This window comes from Lysobacter yangpyeongensis, from assembly GCF_042655745.1.
GTDB lineage: Bacteria > Pseudomonadota > Gammaproteobacteria > Xanthomonadales > Xanthomonadaceae > Agrilutibacter > Agrilutibacter yangpyeongensis.
In genome coordinates, this window is sequence record NZ_JBHSNM010000002.1 from 354,685 (window position 1) to 377,696 (window position 23,012).

19 protein-coding genes are annotated in these 23,012 nt (G+C 69.5%); 5 read left to right on the plus strand and 14 right to left on the minus strand.

The window, feature by feature from the left end; all coding sequences use genetic code 11:
- The first annotated feature begins 1 nt into the window (after position 1).
- From ACFPN1_RS08430 to ACFPN1_RS08445, 4 genes are read left to right on the plus strand one after another with little or no spacing between them, the layout of a single operon-like run.
- Entirely contained in the window at positions 2–427 is a 426-nt protein-coding gene (locus ACFPN1_RS08430) for a YeeE/YedE family protein (RefSeq protein WP_386754424.1), read from the plus strand.
- A complete protein-coding gene (locus ACFPN1_RS08435) occupies positions 424–831 on the plus strand; it encodes a DUF6691 family protein (protein WP_386754425.1) in 408 nt (135 codons plus the stop codon). Before ACFPN1_RS08430 ends, ACFPN1_RS08435 begins: the two co-directional genes overlap by 4 nt.
- Before the next feature lie 30 nt (positions 832–861).
- Positions 862–2,793 (plus strand): acetyl-CoA hydrolase/transferase C-terminal domain-containing protein, encoded by a 1,932-nt coding sequence (locus ACFPN1_RS08440; protein WP_386754426.1) that lies wholly within the window; start codon positions 862–864, stop codon positions 2,791–2,793.
- 49 nt (positions 2,794–2,842) lie between these two features.
- Positions 2,843–3,538, plus strand: coding sequence for a hypothetical protein (locus tag ACFPN1_RS08445; protein WP_386754428.1), 696 nt, complete (start codon positions 2,843–2,845; stop codon positions 3,536–3,538).
- Between the two features lie 47 nt (positions 3,539–3,585).
- On the opposite strand, the gene ACFPN1_RS08450 is transcribed toward ACFPN1_RS08445, so the two are convergent.
- The 4 genes from ACFPN1_RS08450 to ACFPN1_RS08465 all read right to left on the minus strand — a co-directional run bounded on the left by ACFPN1_RS08450 (position 3,586) and on the right by ACFPN1_RS08465 (position 8,149).
- Positions 3,586–5,145 (minus strand): TonB family protein, encoded by a 1,560-nt coding sequence (locus ACFPN1_RS08450; RefSeq protein ID WP_386754429.1) that lies wholly within the window; start codon positions 5,143–5,145, stop codon positions 3,586–3,588.
- Complete coding sequence (locus tag ACFPN1_RS08455; protein WP_386754430.1) at positions 5,132–5,500, minus strand: BlaI/MecI/CopY family transcriptional regulator; 369 nt, start codon at positions 5,498–5,500, stop codon at positions 5,132–5,134. Before ACFPN1_RS08455 ends, ACFPN1_RS08450 begins: the two co-directional genes overlap by 14 nt.
- A 145-nt stretch (positions 5,501–5,645) precedes the next feature.
- Positions 5,646–7,682, minus strand: a complete 2,037-nt coding sequence (locus ACFPN1_RS08460) for an oxidoreductase (protein ID WP_386754431.1) — start codon at positions 7,680–7,682, stop codon at positions 5,646–5,648.
- Positions 7,683–7,813: 131 nt separating this feature from the next.
- Positions 7,814–8,149: a hypothetical protein gene (locus ACFPN1_RS08465; RefSeq protein WP_386754433.1), complete on the minus strand. Its 336-nt coding sequence runs from the start codon at positions 8,147–8,149 to the stop codon at positions 7,814–7,816.
- Positions 8,150–8,446: 297 nt separating this feature from the next.
- Here ACFPN1_RS08465 and ACFPN1_RS08470 point away from each other — a divergent pair, with 297 nt between their 5' ends.
- The gene (locus ACFPN1_RS08470) at positions 8,447–8,899 is read left to right on the plus strand and encodes a hypothetical protein (RefSeq protein ID WP_386754434.1); all 453 of its coding nucleotides are present in this window, start codon (positions 8,447–8,449) and stop codon (positions 8,897–8,899) included.
- A gap of 25 nt (positions 8,900–8,924) precedes the next feature.
- Here ACFPN1_RS08470 and ACFPN1_RS08475 read toward each other — a convergent pair whose 3' ends face one another.
- The 10 genes from ACFPN1_RS08475 to ACFPN1_RS08520 form a co-directional block, all read right to left on the minus strand.
- Entirely contained in the window at positions 8,925–11,039 is a 2,115-nt protein-coding gene (locus tag ACFPN1_RS08475; protein ID WP_386754435.1) for a tetratricopeptide repeat protein, read from the minus strand.
- Between the two features lie 18 nt (positions 11,040–11,057).
- A complete protein-coding gene (tkt, locus tag ACFPN1_RS08480) occupies positions 11,058–13,043 on the minus strand; it encodes a transketolase (RefSeq protein WP_386754436.1) in 1,986 nt (661 codons plus the stop codon).
- Positions 13,044–13,158: 115 nt separating this feature from the next.
- Complete coding sequence (locus ACFPN1_RS08485) at positions 13,159–14,478, minus strand: dicarboxylate/amino acid:cation symporter (RefSeq protein WP_386754437.1); 1,320 nt, start codon at positions 14,476–14,478, stop codon at positions 13,159–13,161.
- A gap of 176 nt (positions 14,479–14,654) precedes the next feature.
- The gene (locus ACFPN1_RS08490) at positions 14,655–15,983 is read right to left on the minus strand and encodes a dicarboxylate/amino acid:cation symporter (RefSeq protein ID WP_386754438.1); all 1,329 of its coding nucleotides are present in this window, start codon (positions 15,981–15,983) and stop codon (positions 14,655–14,657) included.
- 52 nt (positions 15,984–16,035) lie between these two features.
- A complete protein-coding gene (locus ACFPN1_RS08495) occupies positions 16,036–17,703 on the minus strand; it encodes a BatD family protein (protein WP_386754439.1) in 1,668 nt (555 codons plus the stop codon).
- Entirely contained in the window at positions 17,700–19,454 is a 1,755-nt protein-coding gene (locus ACFPN1_RS08500; RefSeq protein ID WP_386754440.1) for a VWA domain-containing protein, read from the minus strand. Before ACFPN1_RS08500 ends, ACFPN1_RS08495 begins: the two co-directional genes overlap by 4 nt.
- Positions 19,451–20,461: a vWA domain-containing protein gene (locus ACFPN1_RS08505; protein WP_386754442.1), complete on the minus strand. Its 1,011-nt coding sequence runs from the start codon at positions 20,459–20,461 to the stop codon at positions 19,451–19,453. Before ACFPN1_RS08505 ends, ACFPN1_RS08500 begins: the two co-directional genes overlap by 4 nt.
- 2 nt (positions 20,462–20,463) lie before the next feature.
- Entirely contained in the window at positions 20,464–20,904 is a 441-nt protein-coding gene (locus ACFPN1_RS08510) for a DUF4381 family protein (protein ID WP_386754443.1), read from the minus strand.
- A gap of 11 nt (positions 20,905–20,915) precedes the next feature.
- Complete coding sequence (locus tag ACFPN1_RS08515) at positions 20,916–21,824, minus strand: DUF58 domain-containing protein (RefSeq protein ID WP_386754445.1); 909 nt, start codon at positions 21,822–21,824, stop codon at positions 20,916–20,918.
- Between the two features lie 26 nt (positions 21,825–21,850).
- On the minus strand, positions 21,851–22,870 hold the full coding sequence (locus ACFPN1_RS08520) for an AAA family ATPase (RefSeq protein WP_386754446.1): 1,020 nt from the start codon (positions 22,868–22,870) through the stop codon (positions 21,851–21,853).
- Between the last annotated feature and the right edge of the window lie 142 nt (positions 22,871–23,012).

A 23,012-nucleotide genomic window follows, 5' to 3' on the forward strand; every position in this document is an offset into this window, starting at 1 on the left:
CATGACCACCGCCTTCACGCCCGTTTCCGCCCTGCTCGGCGGCGCGCTGATCGGCCTGGCCGCGACGCTGCTGTATGCCCTGCCCGGGCGCATCGCCGGTATCAGCGGTATCGTCAACGCGGTACTGGAACAGCGCAGCGAACGCGGCTGGCGCCTCGCCTTCCTGCTCGGCCTGATCGTCGCCGCGACCGCGTGGTTCGCTTATGTCGATGCACCGCCGCGCACGCACTTTCCGCTCGGCTGGCTCATCGCCGCCGGCGCGCTGGTGGGCTTCGGCACGCGCCTGGGCAACGGCTGCACCAGCGGGCACGGCATCTGCGGACTGGCGCGGCTGTCGAAGCGCTCGCTGGTTGCAGTGGCGGTGTTCATGGGCACCGCCTTCGTCACGGTGTACCTGTTGCGACATGTGATGGGCGGCATCGCATGAAGCGGATCGCGTTCGCGCTGCTGGCGGGCCTGCTGTTCGGGCTGGGACTGGCCGTGTCGGGCATGACCAACCCCGACAAGGTGCTCAACTTCCTCGATATCGCCGGGAGCTGGGATCCGTCGCTGGCACTGGTGATGGGCGGCGCGCTGGCGGTATCGGTGCCCGGCTTCGCCTGGCTGCGTCGGCGCGGTCGCACATTCACCGGTTGCGAACTGCCGCCGACGCCTTCTTCGCGCATCGATGCCCGGCTGCTCGCCGGCAGCGCCCTGTTCGGCCTCGGCTGGGGCATCGCCGGCTATTGCCCGGGCCCCGCACTGGCCAACCTGGCGCATGCCGGGGAAGCGATCGTCTTCGTCGTCGCCATGCTCGCGGGTTCGCAACTGGCGCGGGCACTGGCGCGCTGACTTCACGCCGCGCGGCGGCATACTGCCGGCATGGCCGAGGCCGTCCGCACCGATTCGCTGGAAACCGCCGTCGACCTGCTGCTCGCGCGCATCGACGGTCCGCTGCGCGTCGGCGCGCCGCTGGGGCTGGGCAAGCCGCACCGGCTGCTCAATGCGCTGTACGCGCGCTGCGCTGCCGATACGTCGCGCGCGCTGCATCTGTACACGGCGTTGTCGCTGGATCCGCCCACGGCCGGCAAAGGCCTGGAGGCGCGCTTCCTCGCGCCCTTCGTTGCACGCCACTTCGGCGAGGACTTCCCCCGGCTTGCCTACGTGCAGGCGCTCAAGCGCGATGCGGTGCCGGCGCATATCGAGATCGAGGAGTTCTACTTCCAGTCGGGCGCGTTGCTCGGCTCGACCCAGGCGCAGCGGCGCTACGCCAGCCTCAACTACACGCACGTGGCGCGCGCGCTGGCCGACCGCGGCCTCACCGCGATCGTGCAGAAGGTGGCGGCGTCTGTTGATGGCCGGCGACTGTCGTTGTCATGCAACACCGACGTCACCTTCGATGCGATCGATGCGATCGTCGCGCGCGGGTTGCCGCGCCCGCTGCTGGTCGCGGAAGTCGATCCGGAGTTGCCGTGGCTCGGCGGCAGCGCCGCGGTGGACGCGGACTGCTTCGACATCATCGTCGCGCCGTCCGGACCGCATCCGAAACTGTTCGGCCTGCCGCGACAACCGGTGAGCGATGTCGACTACGCGATCGGCTTCCACGCCAGCACGCTGGTGGTGGACGGTGGCACGCTGCAGATCGGCATCGGCACGCTGGCCGATGCGCTGTGCCATGCGCTGGTGCTGCGCCACACCGACAACGCGGCCTACCGCGCCGTGCTGCGCGCGCTGGGCTCGCCGCGCGCCGACGACCCGGCGCTGGCGCCGTTCGCGCAGGGCCTGTACGGCTGCAGCGAAATGATCAACGAGGGCTTCCGCCGACTGGTCGAAAGCGGCGTGATCCGGCGCAAGGTCGTCGACGATGCCGCGTTGCTGCAACGCATCGCCGACGGCAGCGCCAGCGCCGAGGACCGCGCGCGACTGGAACGCGAAGGCGAATGCCTGCACGGCGCCTTCTACCTCGGCTCGCACGATTTCTACCGGTGGTTGCGCGAACTGCCCGACGGCGGGCGCGGCGCGATCGGCATGAAGCGCGTCAGCGAGGTCAATGACCTGGGCACCGACGTGCCGCTGGAACGCCTGCAACGGCGCGACGCGCGCTTCTTCAACACCTGCATGATGGCGACCGCTTTGGGCGCGGCCGTCTCCGATGCGCTCGATGACGGCCGCGTCGTGTCCGGCGTGGGCGGCCAGTACAACTTCGTCGCCATGGCCCATGCCCTGCCGGACGCGCGTTCGGTGCTGCTGCTGCGCGCCACGCGCGTAACCGCGGGCCGCACGCGCTCCAACATCGTCTGGAACTACGGGCACGGCACGATTCCGCGCCACCTGCGCGACGTCTACGTCACCGAGTACGGCATCGCCGACCTGCGCGGGCGCTGCGACGAGGACTGCATCGCGGCGATGCTGGGAATCACCGACGCGCGCTTCCAGCAGACCCTGCGCGACACCGCCATCGGACACGGCAAGCTGCGTCGCGACTTCGACCTGTCTCCCGCTGCCGCCACCAACACGCCGCTGCGGTTGCGTGAGGCGCTGGCCGGGTTCCGGCGCGAGGGCACCCTGGCCGACTATCCGCTGGGCAGCGACTTCACCGCAGTGGAGCAGCGGCTGGTGCGCGCACTGGCCTGGCTCAAGTCGAACACCGCCACGCGCGGCGGCAAGCTGCGCGCGCTACTGGCCGCGCTGGGCGCGGGCCCGATCCGCGATACCGAAGCGGCTGCCCGCATGGACCTGGCCACCCCGGCGAACCCCGGCGAATTCCTGCAGGCGCGCCTGCTGTCCCTGGCGCTGGCCCGGACCACGACGTAACGGCAGCGCGCCCCTATACTCGCGCTGCTCCAGATCACGGGTTCGAAGCATGTCCGCCGACAACGTCTACAAGCACTTCTACCGCACGCTGCGCCTGGGCGCGACCGAGCTCAGCGACGGCGGCGGGCCGTTCGGCTTCGACATCACCACGGCGCTGGAATTCGACTACCTGATCGAGCGCTACCAGTGCGACGCGATCATCGAGACCGGCAGCAATGCCGGCGACACCACCGATTACCTCGCCCGCACCTACCCGCACCTGACCATCGTCACCTGCGACGTCGTCGACCGCTATGTCGACCTGGTGAAGCGTCGCGTCGGCTTCATGCCGCACACGTACGTCGAGAAGATCGATTCGCCCGAACTGATCGCGAAGTTCCGCGACCGCTTCCGCTGCCCGCTCTACTACCTCGATGCGCACTGGTACGAAGCCTGGCCGCTGGAACGCGAACTCGCGCTGATCGAGAACGGCGTGGTGTGCGTGGACGACTTCAACATCGGCAACCCGCGCTTCGGCTTCGACAAGTACGGCGAGGTCGAATGCGGCCCGGAGATGCTGGGCCGCTTCATCGACAAGATCCCGCATTACTACACCAACAATCCGGAAGCACAGTACGAGCTGCCGTGCCTGCAGACCGGCCGCCGCGGCGGCAAGGCCTACTTCGCGATCGGACAGCAGCACGATCATCTGCAGCACCACCGCTATTTCAAGCGCTACGACACGCCGCGGCCGCGTTCTGCCTGACGCGCCACCCACAACGATCGGCCCCGGAAATACCGGGGCCTGCGTGTTCACGCTTTGGGCGTTGCCGAACCCGCGGCCGGGCGGTCGGCCTTGAACGTCACCGGCACCTTCACGCGTCCCGGCACCGCCTTTCCGTCCTTGCGCGCCGGCGTGAAGCGCCACTTCCATGCCGCCTCGATCGCCGCCGCCTCGAATACGCCGGCGGGTTCGGCGTGATCGACCTGCACCCCGGTCACGCGACCGTCCGCGTCCATGTCGACGAGCAGCATCACCGTGCCGTCCAGCTTCTGTTCCACCGCCTGCCGCGGATAGGCCGGCGGCGCCAGTGCGGCAGCGGGATCGGCGTTCGCCTCCACGGCAACCGGCGGGCCGCTCTGCGTGAGCGTGACTTCGATGCGGACGCCTTCAAACTTCCCGCCCGCGGCACTGTGGTCGGTACCGACCTGGATCACGCCCGGCTGACCATTGCGCAGCCCGATCTTCGGCGCCTCCATGAGCTTGCCGTCCCGCGACAGACGCGAATCGAACATGAGGAGTTCGTCCTTGCCCGGCGCCGCGGTCGCGTCGATGTTCCACTCGTGGCCGCCCGCCGTCGCGCTCATCACGAACCGTCCGCCTTCGGGAACGACGTAGGTGTTCTCCTGGATCGCACCGTCGTCGATCTGCAGCGAGAGTTTCACCTGGATGTTCCCGGCGGGAATCGCGGCGGCGTCGCCCGGTTGCATGGCCCAGGCCGCATAAGCGCTGGCCAGTCCAAAGACCAGCAGGAAAGCCGCACCGGCCAGGCGGCGTCGTTTCGTGGGCGCAGGTACCTTGAGCATCGCGATTCTCTCCTTGAGCGGATGGCTGAAACCCCAGTGGCAGCCCAGCGGCAATGGTTGCGCCGCGAGCTGGGTCTTGAGCATGGCTTCGCCGTAGCAACGGCGCGCCTGCGGATGACGGGCGATCACGCGCTGATCGCAGGCCAGTTCCTGGTCGTGACGGAAGTGGCGGGCGACCGCATGCAGCAACGGGTTGAACCAGAACACACAGCGCAACAGCACCGCCAATGCGTTGCTCTGCAAGTCGCCATGGCGGATATGCGCGCGCTCGTGCTCGCGCAGCAGCGTGCGTTCCTCGGGGCCATAGCGGTCGTCGAAGTCGGCGGGGACGACGATGCGCGGTCGCCACACGCCCATGACGGCCGGCAGTCCGGCGATGGACTGCGCCTGGAACAGGCCGTCACCCCGCGCCTGCACACGGCCCAGCACACGACGGAAGGCGCGTTGCTGCCCGAGGAACCACAGCGCCGAGGCGCAGGCACCGGCCAGCCAGAACGCGAACAGCCAGGCGGACCGATCGGCGGTGCTCGTCGCATCGAGCGCGGATCCCGTCGTCGGCATGACCGCCTGCATCAGCACCTGCACGGATGGCGGAACGGCGCCATCGCGCGCGGCAGGCAGCAGCACGGCGATGATCGCCACGGGCACCAGCCACCACGCGGCATACGCCAGCCGCGCGCCGAATGCAGCGCGCAGGACGCGCCGCAGCAGCATCACGAGCAGGATCGCCGCACTGCTGGCGATCGCGGTCTCGACCAGCGACCGCACGAATTCAGCGCTGTCCATCGAGATCCTCCAGCAGCTTGCGCAGTTCGGCGATGTCGCGGCGGCTCAGCTTGCGGTGCTGGCTGAAATGCGCGACCAGCGGCGCGACCCGGCCGTCGAACAGACGCTCGAGCAGTCCCTGGCTTTCTTCCAGCACCCACTCTTCGCGCTTGAGCACGGGCGAATAGAGATAACGGCGCCCCTCGCGTTCCGCGGTGATCGCGCCCTTGTTCAACAGGCGGTTGAGCAGGGTCTTGATCGTGGCTTCCTGCCATTGCTGCACATCGCCCAGCGCGGCGACGACGTCTTCGGCCGTCAGCGGGTGGCGGGTCCACAGGACATCCATGACGACGGATTCGGCTTCGCTGATCTGCATCGTTTACATCCGTAATTTTTATTCAGATTACGCGTGTAAACCTTGATGTCAAGCGAGGGCGCTCGCGGGGGGAGAAATGGGCGCCGGGCGGGCTTAAGACCGTCTTCCGAAGCGCTGGGTACCGAACAGCGGGCCCAGGCCCGCCCTACAGCGTCGCGGCGACCCGGCTGCCCTGGTTGATCGCGCGTTTCGCATCCAGTTCCGCAGCCACGTCGGCGCCGCCGACCACGTGCACGGGCACGCCGGCGGCGTGCAGGTCGTCGGCGAGCGGCCGGTACGGTTCCTGTCCGGCGCAGATCACCACGTGATCGACGGGCAGCGTCTGCGCGACGCCGTCGACGCGGATGTGGAAACCCTCGTCGTCGACGCGGACGTATTCCACGCCACCGAGCATCTGCACCTGCTTCGCCTTGAGCGTCGCGCGGTGGATCCAGCCGGTGGTCTTGCCAAGCTTCGCGCCGGGTTTGCCGGGGCTGCGCTGCAGCAGCCACACCGCGCGCGCGGGCGCTTCGGGCGCGGCTTCGCGCAGGCCGCCGCGATTGCCGTCGTAACCGAGATCGACCCCCCACTCCGCGCGCCAGCGCTGCGGATCAAGCGCAGGCGACGGACCCTCGTGGACGAGGAATTCGGCCACGTCGAAACCGATGCCGCCGGCGCCGACGATCGCGACCTTCGTACCCGGTACCACGCGGCCGGTCAGCACATCGAGATAACTGACGACTTTCGGATGCGTGGCGCCGGCGAAGTCGACCTTGCGCGGCTGGATGCCACTGGCGAGCACGACTTCATCGAACGTGGTCGCCAGCGTCGTCGTATCGGCGCGCGTGTTCAGGCGCACCTCGACTTTCGTCAGTTCCAGCTTGCGGCGGAAATAGCGCAGCGTCTCGTGGAACTCCTCCTTGCCGGGAATGCGCTTGGCGAGGTTGAACTGGCCGCCGATCTCGCCCGCCGCGTCGAACAGCGTGACCTGGTGGCCGCGTTCGGCCGCGACCGTCGCGGCGGCGAGCCCGGCCGGTCCCGCACCGACCACCGCGATCTTCTTCGGCGTGGTTGTCGGCCGATAGACGAGTTCGGTTTCCGCGCACGCGCGCGGATTGAGCAGGCAGCTGGCGGTGCGGTTCTGGAACACGTGGTCCAGGCACGCCTGGTTGCAGGCGATGCAGGTGTTGATCTCGTCCACGCGGCGCGCGCGCGCCTTGTTCACCCAATGCGGATCGGCCAGCAGCGGCCGCGCCATCGACACCATGTCCGCTTCGCCGCCGGCGAGGATGCGCTCGGCGACGTCGGGCATGTTGATCCGGTTGGTGGCGACCAACGGCAGCGCCACGTGCGGCTTCAGGCGCGCGGTGATGCCGGCGAACGCCGCGCGCGGCACCGAAGTCGCGATCGTCGGGATGCGCGCCTCGTGCCAGCCGATGCCGGTGTTGATGATCGTCGCACCCGCCGCTTCGATCGCCTGCGCCTGCGCGACGACGTCGTTCCAGGTGCCGCCGTCGTCGACCAGGTCGAGCATCGACAGGCGATAGATGATGATGAAGTCCGCCCCGCAGGCCTCGCGGATGCGGCGCACGATTTCCACCGCGAAGCGCATGCGTTTCGCTGCATCGCCACCCCAGGCATCGCTGCGCCGGTTGGTGCGCGGCACGGTGAACTGGTTGAGCAGATAGCCTTCCGAGCCCATCACCTCGACGCCGTCGTAGCCGCCCTCGCGCGCGAGCTTCGCGGTGCGCACGAAGGCGCGGATCTGGCGTTCGATGCCGCGTGCGCTCAGCTCGCGCGGCGTGAACGGATTGATCGGCGCCTTCAATTTCGACGGCGCGACCTGCAGCGGCTGATAGCCGTAGCGGCCGGCGTGCAGGATCTGCAGGCAGATGCGCGCGCCGTGCGCGTGCACCGCGCGCGTGACCTGGCGGTGCTTGCCGACGTGCCACGGCCAGCGCAGCGTGCCGCCGAACGGCTTGAGCCAGCCCTCGATGTTCGGCGAGAAGCCGCCGGTGACCATCAGGCCCACGCCGCCCTCGGCACGCTCGGCGAAGTACGCGGCGAGCTTCGGGAAGTCGCGCGCCTTGTCCTCCAGCCCGGTGTGCATCGAGCCCATCAGCACCCGGTTGGGCAGCGTGCAGAAGCCGAGGTCGAGCGGGGCGAACAGGTGCGGGAAGGCGGGATGGCGGTCGGCTGTCATGCGCGCGTACGCTTGCGTATGGATCGCGCACGATGCCGGGAAAGCGCCTTGCCGACAAGAGGTCCGGGCAGCAAAACGGCGCCGCGGGGGCGCCGTCCTGCATCGCGGCTGGTTCGACATTCCGACGTCGATCAGTCGTAGTACGGATCAAAGTAGCAGGCGTCGATGACCTCGCTATTGCCGCCATCGACATAGGCCTGCACCTGGTACTCGCAGTACTGCTGGGTCTCGCCCGTGATCTCGACGTACTTCCACGAATAGAGCTGACCCTTCACGTAATAGGACTGGACGTGATAGCGGACCAGCGCGCGCCACACGCCCGGTACGTACGGGGTCGGGCCCGTGGGGTTGGTCGTGCCCGGATGGTTGGGATCGATCGCCGCGGCGGGGCCGCTGAGGCCGCACAGGGTGGCGACGGCCAGGGTCGCGGAAAGTGCGGTGACCAGGGTGGAACGCGAAATGCTCATGAGTCGTCCTCGAAGTGGGCCGGTGCGACAGTCGGGCGGGCCCGACTGCAGGGCACGCTCAAGCTAGAGAGCCATCCCGCTGACGAACACCGCGAATCAGGGACGGATCCGGGCGAAGTCGGGAACGATTCGTGGGCACGGCCACGACGGCATGGGCGGCGTATCGGGAGGCTGCGCACGGACAATCAATCAGTTGCGTGCAGCTTGTGCCCGCTTTGTGCCCTCATGCGCCGGTGCCGCCCGTGGAAGCGGCTTCTACACTGATGGACGACCATCACGCTCAGGGGAGTGCCCGCAATGCATCGTCGTATCCGCTCGTTCGTCTTCCGCCCGCTGCTTGCCGGCGGGCTGGCGCTGGTATCCACGGTGCATGCACACGACACGCGGCCGGCGAACTTCTGCCCGGTGGGCGGAACCGAGATGGTGGTTTCGCAGTTCGTCCTGACGCCGCAGCAACTGCAGCAGTATCGCGACGCCCACATCGCCATCGGCGAAACCTCGCCCATGGAATGTCCGGACAAATCCTGCGGCATCGTCGACGACTGGTACTGGGCCAGCGCGATGGCGATGGAGCAATGCGCGCCGATGGAAAAGTCGTTGCTGGCGCAGGGCACGCCCGCTCCCCAGGTCCAATGGCCGTCCTACTTCTATTCGGCCGACCACCACCAGCTCTATCGGTTCAAGGCAGGCCTCAGCGGAGTGTGCGTGGTATGCGCGAAACCACAGAGAAGCACCACCGCGACGTACTGAGGACCTCGTCCGTCGTCAGCGGCGCTCACACGAGCGCACGCCGGCGGGTGTAGGCCAGGACCGCCTCCACCCGTTGTTGCACCCTCGCCTGGTCGTCGCCCCTCAACGCGCAATGCCCCTGGACGAAATAGGCGGTGCGCAGGACATCGCGCCAGCGTGGCTGCCGCGGCAGCTTGGCCAGGGCCAGGTAACGTTCCATGGCGCGGGCGCGCAGGCGGCCGCCGTCGATGGTGACGCGCCAGATGCGGCTGCGCTCGGCCAACTCCAGCGGGTTCTGGCCGCTGGCACGTTCCCACGCCTCCACCACCGCCAGCATCAACTCGACCAGCGCGCGGCGGAAACCGTCGCGCAGCTCCTCCTCGAGCGCCCCCTTCGCAGCGGTCGATCCGGCGTCCAGTTCCGGCACCGGATCCGTCGCGAGATCGCCTTCGCGCAGGGTCAGCACGATCAGGCCTTCGCCACCGCTCCATGCCGTCAGCTGCGCCTGCAGCGGTCGCCCGGAGGCCAGGGTGCGCAGTTCGATGTGCTGCGAAGGCAGGTCGTCGCTGCGCTCCAGCGCGGCGGTCAACGACTCGCGGTCGGCGGGCAGCACATGCTCGCCGACCGCGCCCATCGCGTCGGCGGACACCTGCAGCAGCGCGCGCGCGGCGCGATTGGCGGCAAGCACCTGACCGTCGGCATCGAGCAGGCAAACGGCGTCCTCGCGAGTGTCCAGCAACGCCTGAAGACGCGCACGATCGGCATTCAGGATCTCGGTTTCGCGGCGATAACTCGCCAGCGCCGCCTCCTGGTGGACCTGGCGCTGCGCTTCCAGCACTCGCGCACGCTGCCGGCGCCGCAACCAGACCAGCGCGACGGCCAGGCCGGCGACCAGGGCAAGCGCCAGGGTCAGTCCGAGCAGCAGGGTGCGCTGATGCAACTGCGCGCGTCGCAGCGTGTTTTCCGCGGCGAGACCGGCAATGGTGCGATCGCGCCTGTCGGTTTCGAAACGGGCGCGCAGCCAGCCGAGCTGGCGATCGTGCTGCGCCTTGGCCCAGTCGCGTTCGAGTGCATGCGCGCGACGCTCGCTGGCCAAAGCGCCTGCCATGTCCCCGCCGGCCTGTTGCAGCTGCGCCAGTTCCCGCCACAACCCCACGCGCTCCGGTGCATCGGCGGGCGCGATCTCCAGTGCCCGCTCCGCCAACGCGCGTGCCGCGTTGCCCTGCCCTGCCTGACGCAAGCTGCGCACGGCCTGCAGGTGCAGGCTCGCGGGTACCGGCAGTCGCTGCCGCTCGGCCAGGGCGAAAGCGTTCGCGCGCCACTGCCCGGCCTGCGCAACGTCATGGCGCAACAGCGCAACCTGGATCAGGCCCGCGTAGACGCGCAACTGGTAGGCGTAATGGTCGTGCTCGCGATAGGCATGCAGCGCCTGCTGCAGCCAGGCGTCGGCGTGGCCGTCGATGCCGCGATCGAGATCGAGCGCGCTCATGCTTTCCAGCACGTGCGCGGACTCCACGCCATTGCCGACGCGACGGAAGGCGTCGAGCGCCTGCCGGTAGAAGGCCATGGCCTGGCGCGGGTCGTCGAGTTCGCGATAGACGTCGGCGATGTTGTTGAATACCGCGCCGCCGACCGCGCCATCGCGACGCTGCAGGTCCAGGCTCCGGGTCAGCGCCTGCAACGCACCGCGCAGATCGCCCAGCCGACGCAGCGCGGTGCCGATGTTGTTCAGTTCGCGCGCGATGGCCGTCGCATCGTCCAGATCGCGCGCCATCGCCAGTGCGCATTCGAACTGCTGCAGCGCCTGCGGGATGTCCTCGCGCCGATAGGCCAGTACGCCGCGGCGGCGAATGAGCTGATACAGCGGCGGCCCGTCGCGATGCGCGCCCAGCGCGACCTGGGCGCAATCGAGTGCGCGCGCGGCGGCATCGAAGCGTCCGGCGCCGGTATCGGCGCGCGCGGCATCGAGCCACGCCTGCGCGGCCGTCGCCGGATCGGCCTGCGGCTGCCCGCGCCGGCACTGCGCTGCCGCCGGCGCCGGGATGGCGGGCGGCAGCAGCCGTGCAACGCAGGCCGGCGCCGCATCGGCCACCGATGCGGGCAGAGCCAGCATGGCGCAGAGCGCCACGCCGCAGACCGCCCGTCCCTGGGGTGCGCTCATCGCCGCATCAGCGGTGACTTACAGCGACTTCGCGGCGGCGACCACGTGTTCGACGGTAAAGCCGAAATGCGGCATCAGCTTCTCGATCGGCGCGCTCGCGCCGTAGCTGTCGATGCCGATCACCGCGCCGTCGAGACCGACGTACTTGCGCCAGAAGTCGGTGACGCCGGCTTCGATCGCGACGCGCTTGCGGCAGGCCTTCGGCAGCACGCTTTCGCGGTACTGCGCGTCCTGGCGGTCGAACACGTCGGTCGACGGCATCGACACCACGCGCACCTTGTCGCCGAGTTGTTCGGCAGCCTGCATGGCGAGGCCGACTTCGGAACCGGTGGCGATCAGGATGATCTCCGGCGTGCCGCTGGCATCCTTCAGCACGTAGCCGCCGCGTTCGATGGCGGCGACCTGCTGCGCGCTGCGCGGCTGATGCGGCAGGTTCTGGCGCGAGAAGATCAGGCAGCTCGGGCCGTTGTAGCGTTCGATCGCCTTCTTCCAGCACACCGCGGATTCGACCGCATCGCACGGACGCCACACGTCGTTGCCGGGGATGTAGCGCAGCGAGGCGAGGTGTTCGATCGGCTGGTGCGTCGGGCCGTCCTCGCCCAGGCCGATCGAGTCGTGCGTGTAGACGTGGATCGCGTGCGCGCCCATCAGCGCGCTCATGCGCACGGCGTTGCGCGCGTAGTCGCTGAAGACGAGGAAGGTCGCGTCGTACGGGATGAAGCACTCGTGCAGGCCCAGGCCGTTGCTGATCGCGGTCATCGCGAATTCGCGCACGCCGAAGTAGATGTAGTTGGCGTTCGGATCGTCGGTGGCGACCGACTTGCTGCCCTTCCACAGGGTGAGGTTGGAATGCGCGAGGTCGGCGGAGCCGCCGATCAGTTCCGGCAGCAGCGGCGCGTAGGCTTCGATCGCCATCTGCGAGGCCTTGCGCGAGGCGACGACCGGGCCTTCGGCCTGCAGCTTCGCGATGTACGCATCGGCGGCGGCGATGAAGCCTTCCGGGAGTTCGTTGCGCGAACGGCGGTTGAGTTCGGCGGCCAGTTCCGGATGCTTCGCGGTGTACTTGTCGAACAGGGTGTTCCACTCGGCTTCGCGCACTTCGCCCTTGCTGCCGCGCCAGGCCTTGTAGATGTCTTCCGGAATCTCGAACGCGGCATGCGGCCAGTGCAGCGCTTCGCGCGTTGCGGCGATCTCGTCCTTGCCCAGCGGCGCGCCGTGGCTGGATTCCTTGCCGGCCTTGTTCGGGGAACCGAAACCGATCGTGGTGCGGCAGCAGATCAGCGTGGGCTTGTCGGTGGACTTCAGCGCGGTATCGATCGCGGTCTTGATCTCCTGCGCGTCATGACCGTCAACGCCGCGCACCACGTTCCAGCCGTAGGCCTCGAAGCGCGCCGGCGTGTCGTCGGTGAACCAGCCCTGCGTGTTGCCGTCGATCGAGATGCGGTTGTCGTCCCAGAACGCGATCAGCTTGTTCAGGCCCCAGGTGCCGGCCAGCGACGCGGCTTCGTGCGAGATGCCTTCCATCAGGCAGCCGTCGCCCATGAACACCCAGGTGTGGTGGTCGACGATCTCGAATTCGGGCTGGTTGAAGCGCTGCGCCAGCAGCTTCTCGGCGAGCGCCATGCCCACTGCATTGGCGAAGCCCTGGCCGAGCGGACCGGTGGTGGTTTCCACGCCCGGGGTCATGAAGTTTTCCGGATGGCCCGGTGTCTTCGACTCGAGCTGGCGGAAGTTCTTCAGGTCGTCGATCGACAGGTCGTAGCCGGACAGGTGCAGCAGCGCGTACTGCAGCATCGAGCCGTGGCCGTTCGAGAGGATGAAGCGGTCGCGGTTGAACCAGCTGGGGTTCTTCGGGCTGTGGCGCAGGTAGTCGTTCCACAGCACCTCGGCGATGTCCGCCATGCCCATGGGCATGCCCGGGTGGCCGGAATTGGCGGCCTGGACCGCGTCGATGGCGAGGAAACGGATGGCGTTGGCGAGGTCGCGGCGGGTGGGCGTCGTCATGGGGTGGCGGCTGGGAGCGGAAGCGGGAAGAGGCGCGGCGGCGCGGGCCAGCCGGCGAAGGGCGCCATTGTCCCATAGCGCCGGGATTCCGGCTGAGCGGTGGGCGGTGCCCAACCTACGCGGGACCGATCGCCGCTTCGGTGCCCGGAATGTCGTCCTCGTCCTTCGACACCATCGCCGCGATCGCCAGATCGCCGGTCACGTTGAGCGTGGTCCGGCACATGTCGAGGAAATGGTTGACGCCCAGGATCAGGCCGATGCCTTCGGGCTTCACCCCGACCATCGCGCAGATCAGCGCCACCACCGGCAGCGAGCCCGAGGGCACGCCCGCAGTGCCGATGCCACCGAGGATGCAGACAAACATCACCGTCACCTGCTGCGTCAGCGACAACTCCACGCCGAAGAACTGCGCGAGGAAGATCACGGTCACGCCCTCGAACAGCGCGGTGCCGTTCTGGTTGGCGGTGGCGCCGACGGTGAGCACGAAGCGCGAGATGCGCCGCGGCAGGTGCAGTTCCTCGTCGGCCACGCGCAGCGACGTGGGCAGCGTGGCATTGCTCGATGCGGTGGAGAACGCGAGCAGCATCGCCTCGCGCACGCCGCGGAAGAATTCCAGCGGCGAGCGGCGGGCGATCAGCTTCAGCGCGATCGAATAGGTCACCAGCAGGTGCAGGGCCAGCGCCAGCACGACCACGCCGACGTACGCGCCCAGCTGCACCAGCAGTTCCACGCCGAACACCACCGCCATGTTGAACATCAGGCAGGCCACCGCATACGGGGCCATGCGGATCACGAAACCGATCAGGGTCATCGACACGTCGAACAGGCCCTGGATGCCGCGCCGCAGCGTTTCGGTGGCCTCGTTGCGGTTGACGACCAGGCCCACGCCCAGCATCAGCGCGAAGAACATCACCGACAGGATCGTGTCGTTGCTGGACGCGGCGGCGACGATGTTGCTGGGGATGATCGACAGCAGCATGTCGATGCCCGAGGGCTGCTCGCCGGCGCTGCTGACGATGCCGCGCGCGTTTTCCGCGTTCTCGCTCAGCAGCTGCAGGGCGAGGGCTTCGTCGACGCCGGCGCCCGGCTGCAGCAGGTTGACCAGCACCAGGCCGAGCACGACCGCGAGCGCGGACATCGCCACCGTGTAGAGCAGCGTCTTCCAGCCCACGCGACCGAACGCGCGCACGTCGCCCATTTCCGACACGCCCATCACCAGCGCCGCAAACAGCAGCGGGATCACGAGCATGAAGATCAGGTTGAGGAAGACCGTCTTGACCGGGATGGTGAGGTACTTCGTGACCATCGCGACCGCGGGCACGTCGCCACCGACCGTGTAATGCACCGCCAGCCCCGCGGCGAGGCCGACCACGAAGCCGATCAGCATCTTCCAGTGCAGCGGCAGCTTGCGTGGGGCGGCGCGGGCTTCGCTCATGGTCCGGCATCCGGTGTCGGTTGCAGGAGCTTAGCGGGAATCGGTGTTAACGCCGTGCGGAATGGCGTCGCGCTCCCGGACGTCCTTCTCCCCGCGATGCGGGGAGAAGAAGGTGGCGCGCAGCGCCGGATGAGGGGCGCGCGCGATAGCGCGCCCTGGCGGACGTGGGTGCCCCCTCAGAGCGCGCTTTCGGTCACCGGCAGTTCGGCCTCGTCCACTTCGCCGCTGCGCGCCGACACCACCACCGCAGTGGCCAGGTCGCCGGTCACGTTGAGCGAGGTGCGGCACATGTCGAGGAAGCTGTTCACGCCGAGGATGATGCCGATGCCCGCCGGGTTGAGGCCGATGATCCCGCAGATCATCGCGATCACCGGCAGCGAGCCCGACGGAATGCCCGCGGTGCCGATGCCGCCGAGGATGCACAGCCCCAGCACCATCAGCTGCTGGGTCACCGGCAGGTGCAGGCCGAACACCTGCGCCAGGAACAGCACGGTCACGCCTTCGAACAGCGCGGTGCCGTGGTGGTTCGCCGACGCGCCGACGGTCAGCACGAAGCGGCTCACCTTGCGCGGCAGGCGCAGGTTTTCCTCGGCCACGCGCAGCGTCACCGGCAACGTGGCGGTGGAGGACGCCGTGGCGAACGCGGTCAGCGTCGCCTCCTGGCTGCCGCGGAAGAACGCGCGCGGCGACATGCCGCCCATCACCTTCACCCACAGCGGCAGCACCACGAACATGTGGATCGCCAGCGCGAGCAGCACGGTCACCACGAAGTAAACGAGTCCGGCGAGCACGTCCCAACCCAGCTGCGCGCACAGCGCGAACATGAAGCACGCGACCGCGTACGGCGCGAGGCGGATGAACAGGCCGATCAGGCGCATGCTGATCTCGAACAGGCCCTGCAGCGCGTGCTTGAACGCCTGCGTCGCCGGCGACGGCGTCAGCACCAGGCCGATGCCGATCATCAGCGCGAAGAACACGATGCCGAGCTTCTGCTTGTCGTCGACGCCGGCCGCGAGCACGTTGTGCGGAACGATGTTGACGAGCAGGTCCAGCGCGTTGAGCTGCTCGCCGCTGGCGACGATGCCGTTGATCTTGTCGGCATTGCTGCTCATCGCCTGCTGCACCAGCGCCGGGTCCATGTGCAGGCCGGGCTGGATCAGGTTGACCATCAGCAGGCCGATGCCCACGGCGGCACCGGTGACCACCGCCGTGTAGGTCAGCGTGCGCCAGCCCAGACGGCCGAGGCTGGCGATGTCGCCCAGTTCGGCCACGCCCAGCACCAGTGCCGAGAACATCAGCGGCAGCACCAGCATGAACAGCAGGTTGAGGAACACCTGCCCCGCCGGACGGGCCACGTACTGGATGGCGCCCTGCACGAGCGGCGTGTCCGCGCCGTGGACATGGGCCAGCAGGCCGACGACGGCGCCGAACACGAAACCGATCAGGACCTTGACGTGCAGCGGGAGGCCCCGGGAGGCGGTCGGGGGCAGCGTGATGTGGCTCATGCGGGCGCTCGCTAGGCAAAAACAGCCGCGAGAGTACACCAGCGATCCCTGTTCACTTTGGCCGGAACGACCCTTCGCGCCCTTCCGGGTACAGGGGCGGCAGCAGCGGCGGCGCCGGCTCGGCGGCCTGGCGCCAGCGCGGGCCGGCGGCGAAGGCGCTCCGCAGCAGCTGGCGGGCCTGCGTGCCGTCGCCATTGCCCCAGCGCGCGCGCTGCAGGGCGTCGAGGGCCGCGCGCTGGGCCGGATCGTCCAGGCACGCCGCGAGTTCGTCGATGTCGCGCGCCGGCGGCATGGCCATGCCTCGCAGCGTGTCGGCCACCTCGCCGAGATCGCCGGTATCCAGCGCGCGCCGCAGGGCGGCCAGGCCGTGCGAGGGTGCGGTCGCGCTGCGCGGCGTCCCGACCGGCGTCGCGACCGCCGCGTGGTGCGCACGCTGGTGGAAACCCCACACGAGCGTCGCCAGCCACAGCGCCGCGAACAGCATCGCCGCCAGCACCCAGCCGCGATGCGCGCCCGCCGCGACGCCCGTGGCACTCGTCGCGCCGGCATTGGCAGCGGGTGCAGCGGCGGCGGCTGGCGCGCCGCCGGCGGCGACATTCCACGACATCGGCGGCAACGCGGCCGTGCGCTTCGCGTCCGCGAGCACGTCCCACCAGTCGATGCGCGGCCCGGCCAGCGTGACGGGACCGGCACGCGACGGCACCAGCGCGAAGCGCCGAGTGAGCTTCACCCGCGGGCGGCCGTCGCGGAAGGTTTCGTCGGCCTGCACCGGATCGGCGAACACCTGTACGCCATCGATCGGCGGCAGCTGCAGTTCGGGCATCTGCGACGCGGTCGCGCCGTCGGCGATGGCTTCGATCACCACGTTGCCGGCGCTGCCGGCGCGCAGTTCACGCGGCACGCTGGCGTAGCGCAGTTGCAGGCCGCGCAAGGGCAGCCACGGCTGCGGCGCATCCACCGGCGCGGGCTGGACCTGCAGCACACGCGCGGGGGCGCGCGCCTTGAGCACGCCGCCGCGATCGCCGAACAGTTCGTCGAAGAAACCGCCGGTGCCGCGCCCTTCGAACACGGCGCCGGGAATCGTCAACGCGCCGCTGCGTTCGGGCACGAGCTGGTAGCGGCGTTCGATCACTTCATAGCGCCGCCCCGCGACCTCGCGCGAATAGCGCACGTCCTCGCCGACCTGCTGCAACGACGCCCCATCGGGTGCCGCCTGATCGAGCTGCCCCGACACCAGCGGCGCTGCCGAATACAGCCGCACCACCCAGCCCACTGTCTGCTGCACGTAGGGACTGCTGTCGTCCGGTTCGCTTTCGACGAAGACATCGTCGCCGGCGTGCGACGGCGCCGGCGCGCGCGCGGCATCGACCAGCAGCGTGACCGGTTGCGTGCGTGCGTTGCCGACCTGCAGCGACGGAATGATCAGCTGCCCCGTGCGTCGTGGCTGCAGGGCGACGGCGTACAGCGTGTGCACGCCGGTGCTGTCCATCTGCGTGCGACTGCTGCGTCCGCTGATGCCGAAGTCGCGTAGCAGCGGGTCGTAGTCCGGTCGCGCCATGCCATCGGTCCGGATGTTGAGCGTGACCGTTTCATCGGCGCCGATGCGATCGCGGTCGAGCCATGCGCGCGTCTGCGCGGCCGCAGGCGTGGCGACGAGCGCCAGCATCAGCCCGACGGCGAGAATCAGGAAAGCGCGCATGGCGATGAAGGTCCTGCTCATTGCTCGATCCTGCCGCTGGCGGCGCGGCGTTCGTACTCGAGGCGGAATTTGGCGCGCAGCAATCCGCCCGGATCGTCCGGCACGCGCCGCAGCCAGGCGTCATTGGCGAGGCGGCGTTCGCGTTGCTCCGGGGTTTCCCCGGGCTGGGCCGTGTCCGCCCGCTGCTTCGCCGCGCGATCGCGCTGCTGTTGCAGGGCTCGCTGCATGCGTTCGCGCTGGGCGCGATCGGCGTCGGCCTGCGATTGGGCATCCTGTGGTTTTGCGGGCGGCGTGTTCGACGGCTGGCCGGCCTGCTGCGTGTCCTGCTTGTCGCGATCCTGGCGGGAATCCGGTGATTTGGCCTGCGATTGACCCGTGTCCGGCTGCGGGGCGTGTCCCGATTGCGGATTCGTCTGCTGGTTGCCCTGGCCCTTCTGCGACTGCTGCGGCTTGCCTCCGTCCGAAGATGAAGACTGCTGGCGCTTCATCGCCGCCTGCACGGCATGCTTGTTGTAGATCGCATCTGCCATGCCGGGCTGCCGGCGCAGCGCTTCGTCGTAGGCGGCGATCGCCTGCGGGTACTGACCCGCCTTCGCCAGCGCATTGCCGCGGTTGTAATGCGCGAGGGCGCTGTCGACGTCGCGATACGCCTGTGCCGCCGCCGCGAAGTCGCCGCGCCGGTACGCCTCGTTGCCCTGTCGGACGCGCGCGTAGGCCGCCTGGTCGGGCCGGCGCCACAGATCGGCGGCACGCACGTTACCCATCGGCAACGCCACGCAGAGCAGCACGAGCGACCAGGCCGCGCCACTGCGGCGACGGAACGCGAACAGCATCAGCACCAGCAGCGGCGGCAGCAGCCAGTAGCCTTCATCGCGCCATGCCAGCCCGGAGCGGCCGGTGCCGCTGGCCTGCGCGAGGTCGACATCCAGCAGTTGCAGCGATCGCAGATCGGCATCGTCGCCGCTCAGTGGCGCGTAGCGTCCGTTACCGGCGTTGGCGAGTTTGCGCAGCGACGCCGCGTCCAGGCGCGCGCGGGCGATGCTGCCGTCGACGCGGCGATAGGAACTCCCCGCGTCCGTGCCGAGCCCCAGCACCGAGACGCGATAACCGGATGACGCCGCATCGGCCGCCGCATCCACCGCCACGCTGTCGGCGTGATCGGTCAGCACGAGGATGTCGCCGCGGCGCGCGCCGGCGCGTTGCAGCAACCGCGTCGACCAGTCGATCGCTGCTCCCGCGCGTTGTCCGTCGCGCGGCATCACATCGGGCTGCAACGCATCGAGGAACAGCGCCACGTTGGCCGCATCGTGGGTCAGTGGCGCGACCGTGAACGCATCGGCCGCGAACGCTACCAGGCCGACTTCGCCGCCCTTGCGCTCGTGCAGCAGAGTGGCCAGCTTCGCGCGCGCCTGCGCGAGGCGCGAAGGCGGCAGGTCCGCCGCCAGTGCCGCGCTCGACAGGTCCAGCGCGATCACCAGCGGCGTGCGGCTCTGCCACAGCGGTTGCGACGACTGGCGCCAGGTCGGTCCCGCCAATGCCATCACCGCGAGCAGGTAAGTCAGCGCCGCGATCCACGCGCCCGCGCGACCGCGCCGGTCGCCGCGCACGTCGAGCAGATGCGCCAGCAGATGCGGATCGACGAGGTCGCGCCATGCATTTTCGCGCCGCTGCCGGCGCCGCCAGGCCCAGGCCAGCAGCGGCAACAGCACCAGCGCCCACAACCACGCCGGGCGCAGGAAGTGCAGTGCGGCGATGGCTTCCAGCGGCGTCATGCGTGCCTCCGCGGCCACGCGAATGCGAGCAGCGCGCATGCGAGCGCGCCCGCCAGTGGCCAGGCGTAGCGCTCGAGCCTGGGGCGCACGGCGCGGCCCGGGCGACGCACTGGTTCGAGCCGGTCGATCTCGGCGTAGATGCCGGCGAGCTCGGCGCTGTCGCGCGCTCGGAAGAACTGACCGCCGGTCTGCGTGGCGATCGCGCGCAGCGTCGCTTCGTCGATCTCGTCGCCTGCGCCCGGTAACGGCAACTTGAAGCCGAACATCGACAGCGAACCTTCGCCGCCGAACGCGATGGTGTGCACGCGCACGCCTTCATCACGTGCCAGTTCCGCGGCCTTGCGCGGATCCAGCGCGCCGGCGGTATTCACGCCGTCCGTCAACAGGATCAGCACGCGCTGGCCGCCTGGCTGCGCACGCAGGCGCTTCACCGCCAGGCCGATGGCATCGCCGATCGCGGTTTCCTGCCCGGCCAGGCCGACCACGCTGTCGCCGAGCTGTTCGCGCACCGAATCGCGATCGAGCGTCAGCGGCGTCAGCGCATAGGCACGACGGCCGAACACCAGCAGGCCGACGCGATCGCCGGCGCGTCGGTCGAGGAAGTCGGCGAGCACGGCTTTCGCGGCGGTGAGGCGATCGACCGGACGCCCACCGAGTTCCATGTCCGGCTCGGCCATGCTGCCCGACAGGTCCAGCGCCAGCATCAGGTCGCGCCCCGCCTGCGGCGGCTGCACGGCTTCTCCCAGTTGTTGCGGGCGCGCCGCCGCGATGCACAGCAGGATCCAGGCGAGCGCGAGCAGCGGATTCACCCCGCCCGCGCGCAACGCATGCCCACGGCCCTGCGCGACTGACGCAAGACGCGGACCGTAAGGCACGCGCATCGCCGCCCCGCTCGCGCGCAACGGCGGCAACCACCAGCGCACGAGCAGCGGCAAAGGCAAGGCGAGCAGCAGCCAGGGCCAGGCGAAGGCATCGCGGAGGGCATCCAGTGGCAGCAACGACGCCATGGCTACTTCGTCATCCAGTCGATGAAGCGATCGCGCGCCAGCACGCGCAACGAGGCGACCTGTCCGGGATCCGCATGCGGCCGGAAACCGCCTTCCAGCAACAGCCGGCCATCGCCCTGCGTGAAGGGACGCCGCGCATCGCCGGCGTCGAGAAAGGCGAGCCATGCGTCGCCGTCGAGCTTGTCGGCCAGCCGATCGCGCCGCCGCGCCGCGCGTCGCAGCAGGCCGGACATCGCCGCGATCTGCGCGGACGGCGCGCCTTCCGCGGCGATCGCTTCGTCGAAGAGTTGCGCGATCCGGCGCTGCCTGCGCCGCCTGCGCGCGCGCCACAGCCACACGCCCGTGGCGGCCACTAGCAGCGCAGCCGCGAGCAGCCACCAACCCGGTGCCGGCGGCCACCACGCCGGCGGCGTGACCTGGTGGATATCGCGCAAAACCAGCATCGGATCCGCCATCACGCCACCATGGGCCGCGGGCGACCGAGCAACGGCAACCAGGATTCGCTGGGCGCATCGGTGGCCAGCAGTTGCACGCGCACGCCCTTGGCCGGCAGCGCGGCGATCGCGGCTTCGGCCGGCGCGGCGAATTCGCGCAGCCAGCGTTGTCGTTGCGGCGCGGATGCAAGGTCGAGCTCGAAGCGGTGCCCATCGCTGCTGAAGGGCAATGCGCGTTTGGGCGGCTGGACCTCCAGGGCGTCGGTCAGCAGCAGCACGACGACCTCGTGATGCTGCGCGAGCGCGGGCCAGCGACGCTCGGCAATCGCCGAGAGGCTGCTGGGATCGGCCAGCAACACCAGGCGTGAGCCGGGACGCAACACGCGCTGCGCGTGGTCGAGCGCCACCGCCAGACCCGCATCATCGTCGGGTGGCGCCTCGTACCAGCGCACCAGCGCATCGAGTACCCGCAACGCGCCGCGCGCGCCCGCGGCCGGCGCGACCGGCGCTTCGCGCAGGCTGCCGCGCAAGGCGGCGATGCGATCGCCATCGCGCGCCGCGGCCCAGGCCGCGACCGCACCCGCGCGCGCCGCCTGCACCGACTTGAAGCGCACGCGCGTACCGAAGTACAGCGATGGCGCGGTGTCCGCGACGATCAGCGTGAGTCGTTCGCGTTCGGCCTGGAAGAGCTTCGTATGCGCGCCACCGGTGCGCGCGGTCAGCCGCCAGTCGATATGGCGCGCATCGTCGCCGGCCACGTAGTCGCGCGACTCGGCGTATTCCATGCCGCGTCCGCGCAGAGGCGACAACGCGTGCCCACTGACACCGAACCGCCCCTGGCGCACGGGTCGATGGCCCGCCACGGCGCCGCGCAGGGCCACCAGTTCGGAGAGCACGGGACGGATGCCGTTGCCACCGTCCTGTCGCACGTCGCGGGAATCGTGCACACCCATGGTCAGGGCAAGGGAACCTGCCGCAACAGTTCGGCCACGAGGCGATCGCCATCCCAGCCTTCGGCCGTCGCCTCGTAACTGGGCAGGATCCGATGCCGTAGCACATCCGGCGCGATGGCGCGCACATCATCGGGGGTGACGAAATCGCGGCCCGCCAGCCAGGCGTGGGCACGCGCGCAACGCTCGAGCGCGATCGAACCGCGCGGGCTCGCGCCCCACGCGATGCGCCTGGCGAGCGCAGCGTCGTAACGCTGGGCATCGCGCGACGCCAGCACGAGTTCGACCAGATAGCGTTCGACCACCGGAGCAACATGCAGGTCGAGCACGGCCGCGCGCGCGGCGAAGACATCCGCCTGCGACATGCGCGTCACCGTCACCGGCGTCGCACGCACGCTCGCCCGCGCGCGCTCGCGCGCCAGGCGCAGGATTTCGGCTTCGGTGGCGGCTTCTGGATAACCGATCCGCACGTGCATCAGGAAGCGGTCGAGCTGCGCCTCGGGCAACGGAAAGGTGCCTTCCTGTTCGATCGGATTCTGCGTCGCCATGACCAGGAACAACGACGGCAGCGCGTAGGTCTGGCGTCCCACCGTGACCTGGCGCTCGCCCATCGCTTCGAGCAGCGCGGACTGCACCTTGGCCGGCGCGCGGTTGATCTCGTCGGCGAGCAGCAGGGAGTGGAAGATCGGGCCGGGCTGGAATTCGAAGCGTCCATCCTGCGGCCGCCACACTTCCGTACCGGTGAGATCGGCCGGCAGCAGGTCGGGCGTGAACTGCACGCGGGCGAACTCGGCATCCAGTCGCGCCGCCAGGGCGCGGATCGCACTGGTCTTGGCCAGCCCGGGCGCGCCTTCGACCAGCAGGTGGCCATCGGCCAGGAGTGCGATCAGCAGCCGTTCGATCAGCGCGCCCTGGCCCACGATTTCGGTGGACAACGCCGTCCGCAGGTCGCGGAAGGCGTCGTGGAGGCGGCTGGAGGCTTCGCTGCCGACCCCGGCGGGAATCGGGGGAATACTGCTGTCCATGGGGCGCTCGCTTGCGGACTCGGCCCATTTTGACCGAAGTGGCGGCGGCAAGTTTCACGCCACTTTCCGCCGTTTCAGGCGCGCGACAGCGGCCCGTGAAATGCAACGGGGGCCTTTCGGCCCCCGTCGGTTACTGAAGTCG

Excerpts from the sequence above, each read along its gene's own strand:
- ACFPN1_RS08430 (WP_386754424.1), top strand. The coding sequence starts at position 2 with ATGACCACCGCCTTCACGCCCGTTTCCGCCCTGCTCGGCGGCGCGCTG.
- ACFPN1_RS08435 (WP_386754425.1), top strand. The coding sequence starts at position 424 with ATGAAGCGGATCGCGTTCGCGCTGCTGGCGGGCCTGCTGTTCGGGCTG.
- ACFPN1_RS08440 (WP_386754426.1), top strand. The coding sequence starts at position 862 with ATGGCCGAGGCCGTCCGCACCGATTCGCTGGAAACCGCCGTCGACCTG.
- ACFPN1_RS08445 (WP_386754428.1), top strand. The coding sequence starts at position 2,843 with ATGTCCGCCGACAACGTCTACAAGCACTTCTACCGCACGCTGCGCCTG.
- ACFPN1_RS08450 (WP_386754429.1), bottom strand. The coding sequence starts at position 5,145 with ATGGACAGCGCTGAATTCGTGCGGTCGCTGGTCGAGACCGCGATCGCC.
- ACFPN1_RS08455 (WP_386754430.1), bottom strand. The coding sequence starts at position 5,500 with ATGCAGATCAGCGAAGCCGAATCCGTCGTCATGGATGTCCTGTGGACC.
- ACFPN1_RS08460 (WP_386754431.1), bottom strand. The coding sequence starts at position 7,682 with ATGACAGCCGACCGCCATCCCGCCTTCCCGCACCTGTTCGCCCCGCTC.
- ACFPN1_RS08465 (WP_386754433.1), bottom strand. The coding sequence starts at position 8,149 with ATGAGCATTTCGCGTTCCACCCTGGTCACCGCACTTTCCGCGACCCTG.
- ACFPN1_RS08470 (WP_386754434.1), top strand. The coding sequence starts at position 8,447 with ATGCATCGTCGTATCCGCTCGTTCGTCTTCCGCCCGCTGCTTGCCGGC.
- ACFPN1_RS08475 (WP_386754435.1), bottom strand. The coding sequence starts at position 11,039 with ATGAGCGCACCCCAGGGACGGGCGGTCTGCGGCGTGGCGCTCTGCGCC.
- tkt (WP_386754436.1), bottom strand. The coding sequence starts at position 13,043 with ATGACGACGCCCACCCGCCGCGACCTCGCCAACGCCATCCGTTTCCTC.
- ACFPN1_RS08485 (WP_386754437.1), bottom strand. The coding sequence starts at position 14,478 with ATGAGCGAAGCCCGCGCCGCCCCACGCAAGCTGCCGCTGCACTGGAAG.
- ACFPN1_RS08490 (WP_386754438.1), bottom strand. The coding sequence starts at position 15,983 with ATGAGCCACATCACGCTGCCCCCGACCGCCTCCCGGGGCCTCCCGCTG.
- ACFPN1_RS08495 (WP_386754439.1), bottom strand. The coding sequence starts at position 17,703 with ATGAGCAGGACCTTCATCGCCATGCGCGCTTTCCTGATTCTCGCCGTC.
- ACFPN1_RS08500 (WP_386754440.1), bottom strand. The coding sequence starts at position 19,454 with ATGACGCCGCTGGAAGCCATCGCCGCACTGCACTTCCTGCGCCCGGCG.
- ACFPN1_RS08505 (WP_386754442.1), bottom strand. The coding sequence starts at position 20,461 with ATGGCGTCGTTGCTGCCACTGGATGCCCTCCGCGATGCCTTCGCCTGG.
- ACFPN1_RS08510 (WP_386754443.1), bottom strand. The coding sequence starts at position 20,904 with ATGCTGGTTTTGCGCGATATCCACCAGGTCACGCCGCCGGCGTGGTGG.
- ACFPN1_RS08520 (WP_386754446.1), bottom strand. The coding sequence starts at position 22,870 with ATGGACAGCAGTATTCCCCCGATTCCCGCCGGGGTCGGCAGCGAAGCC.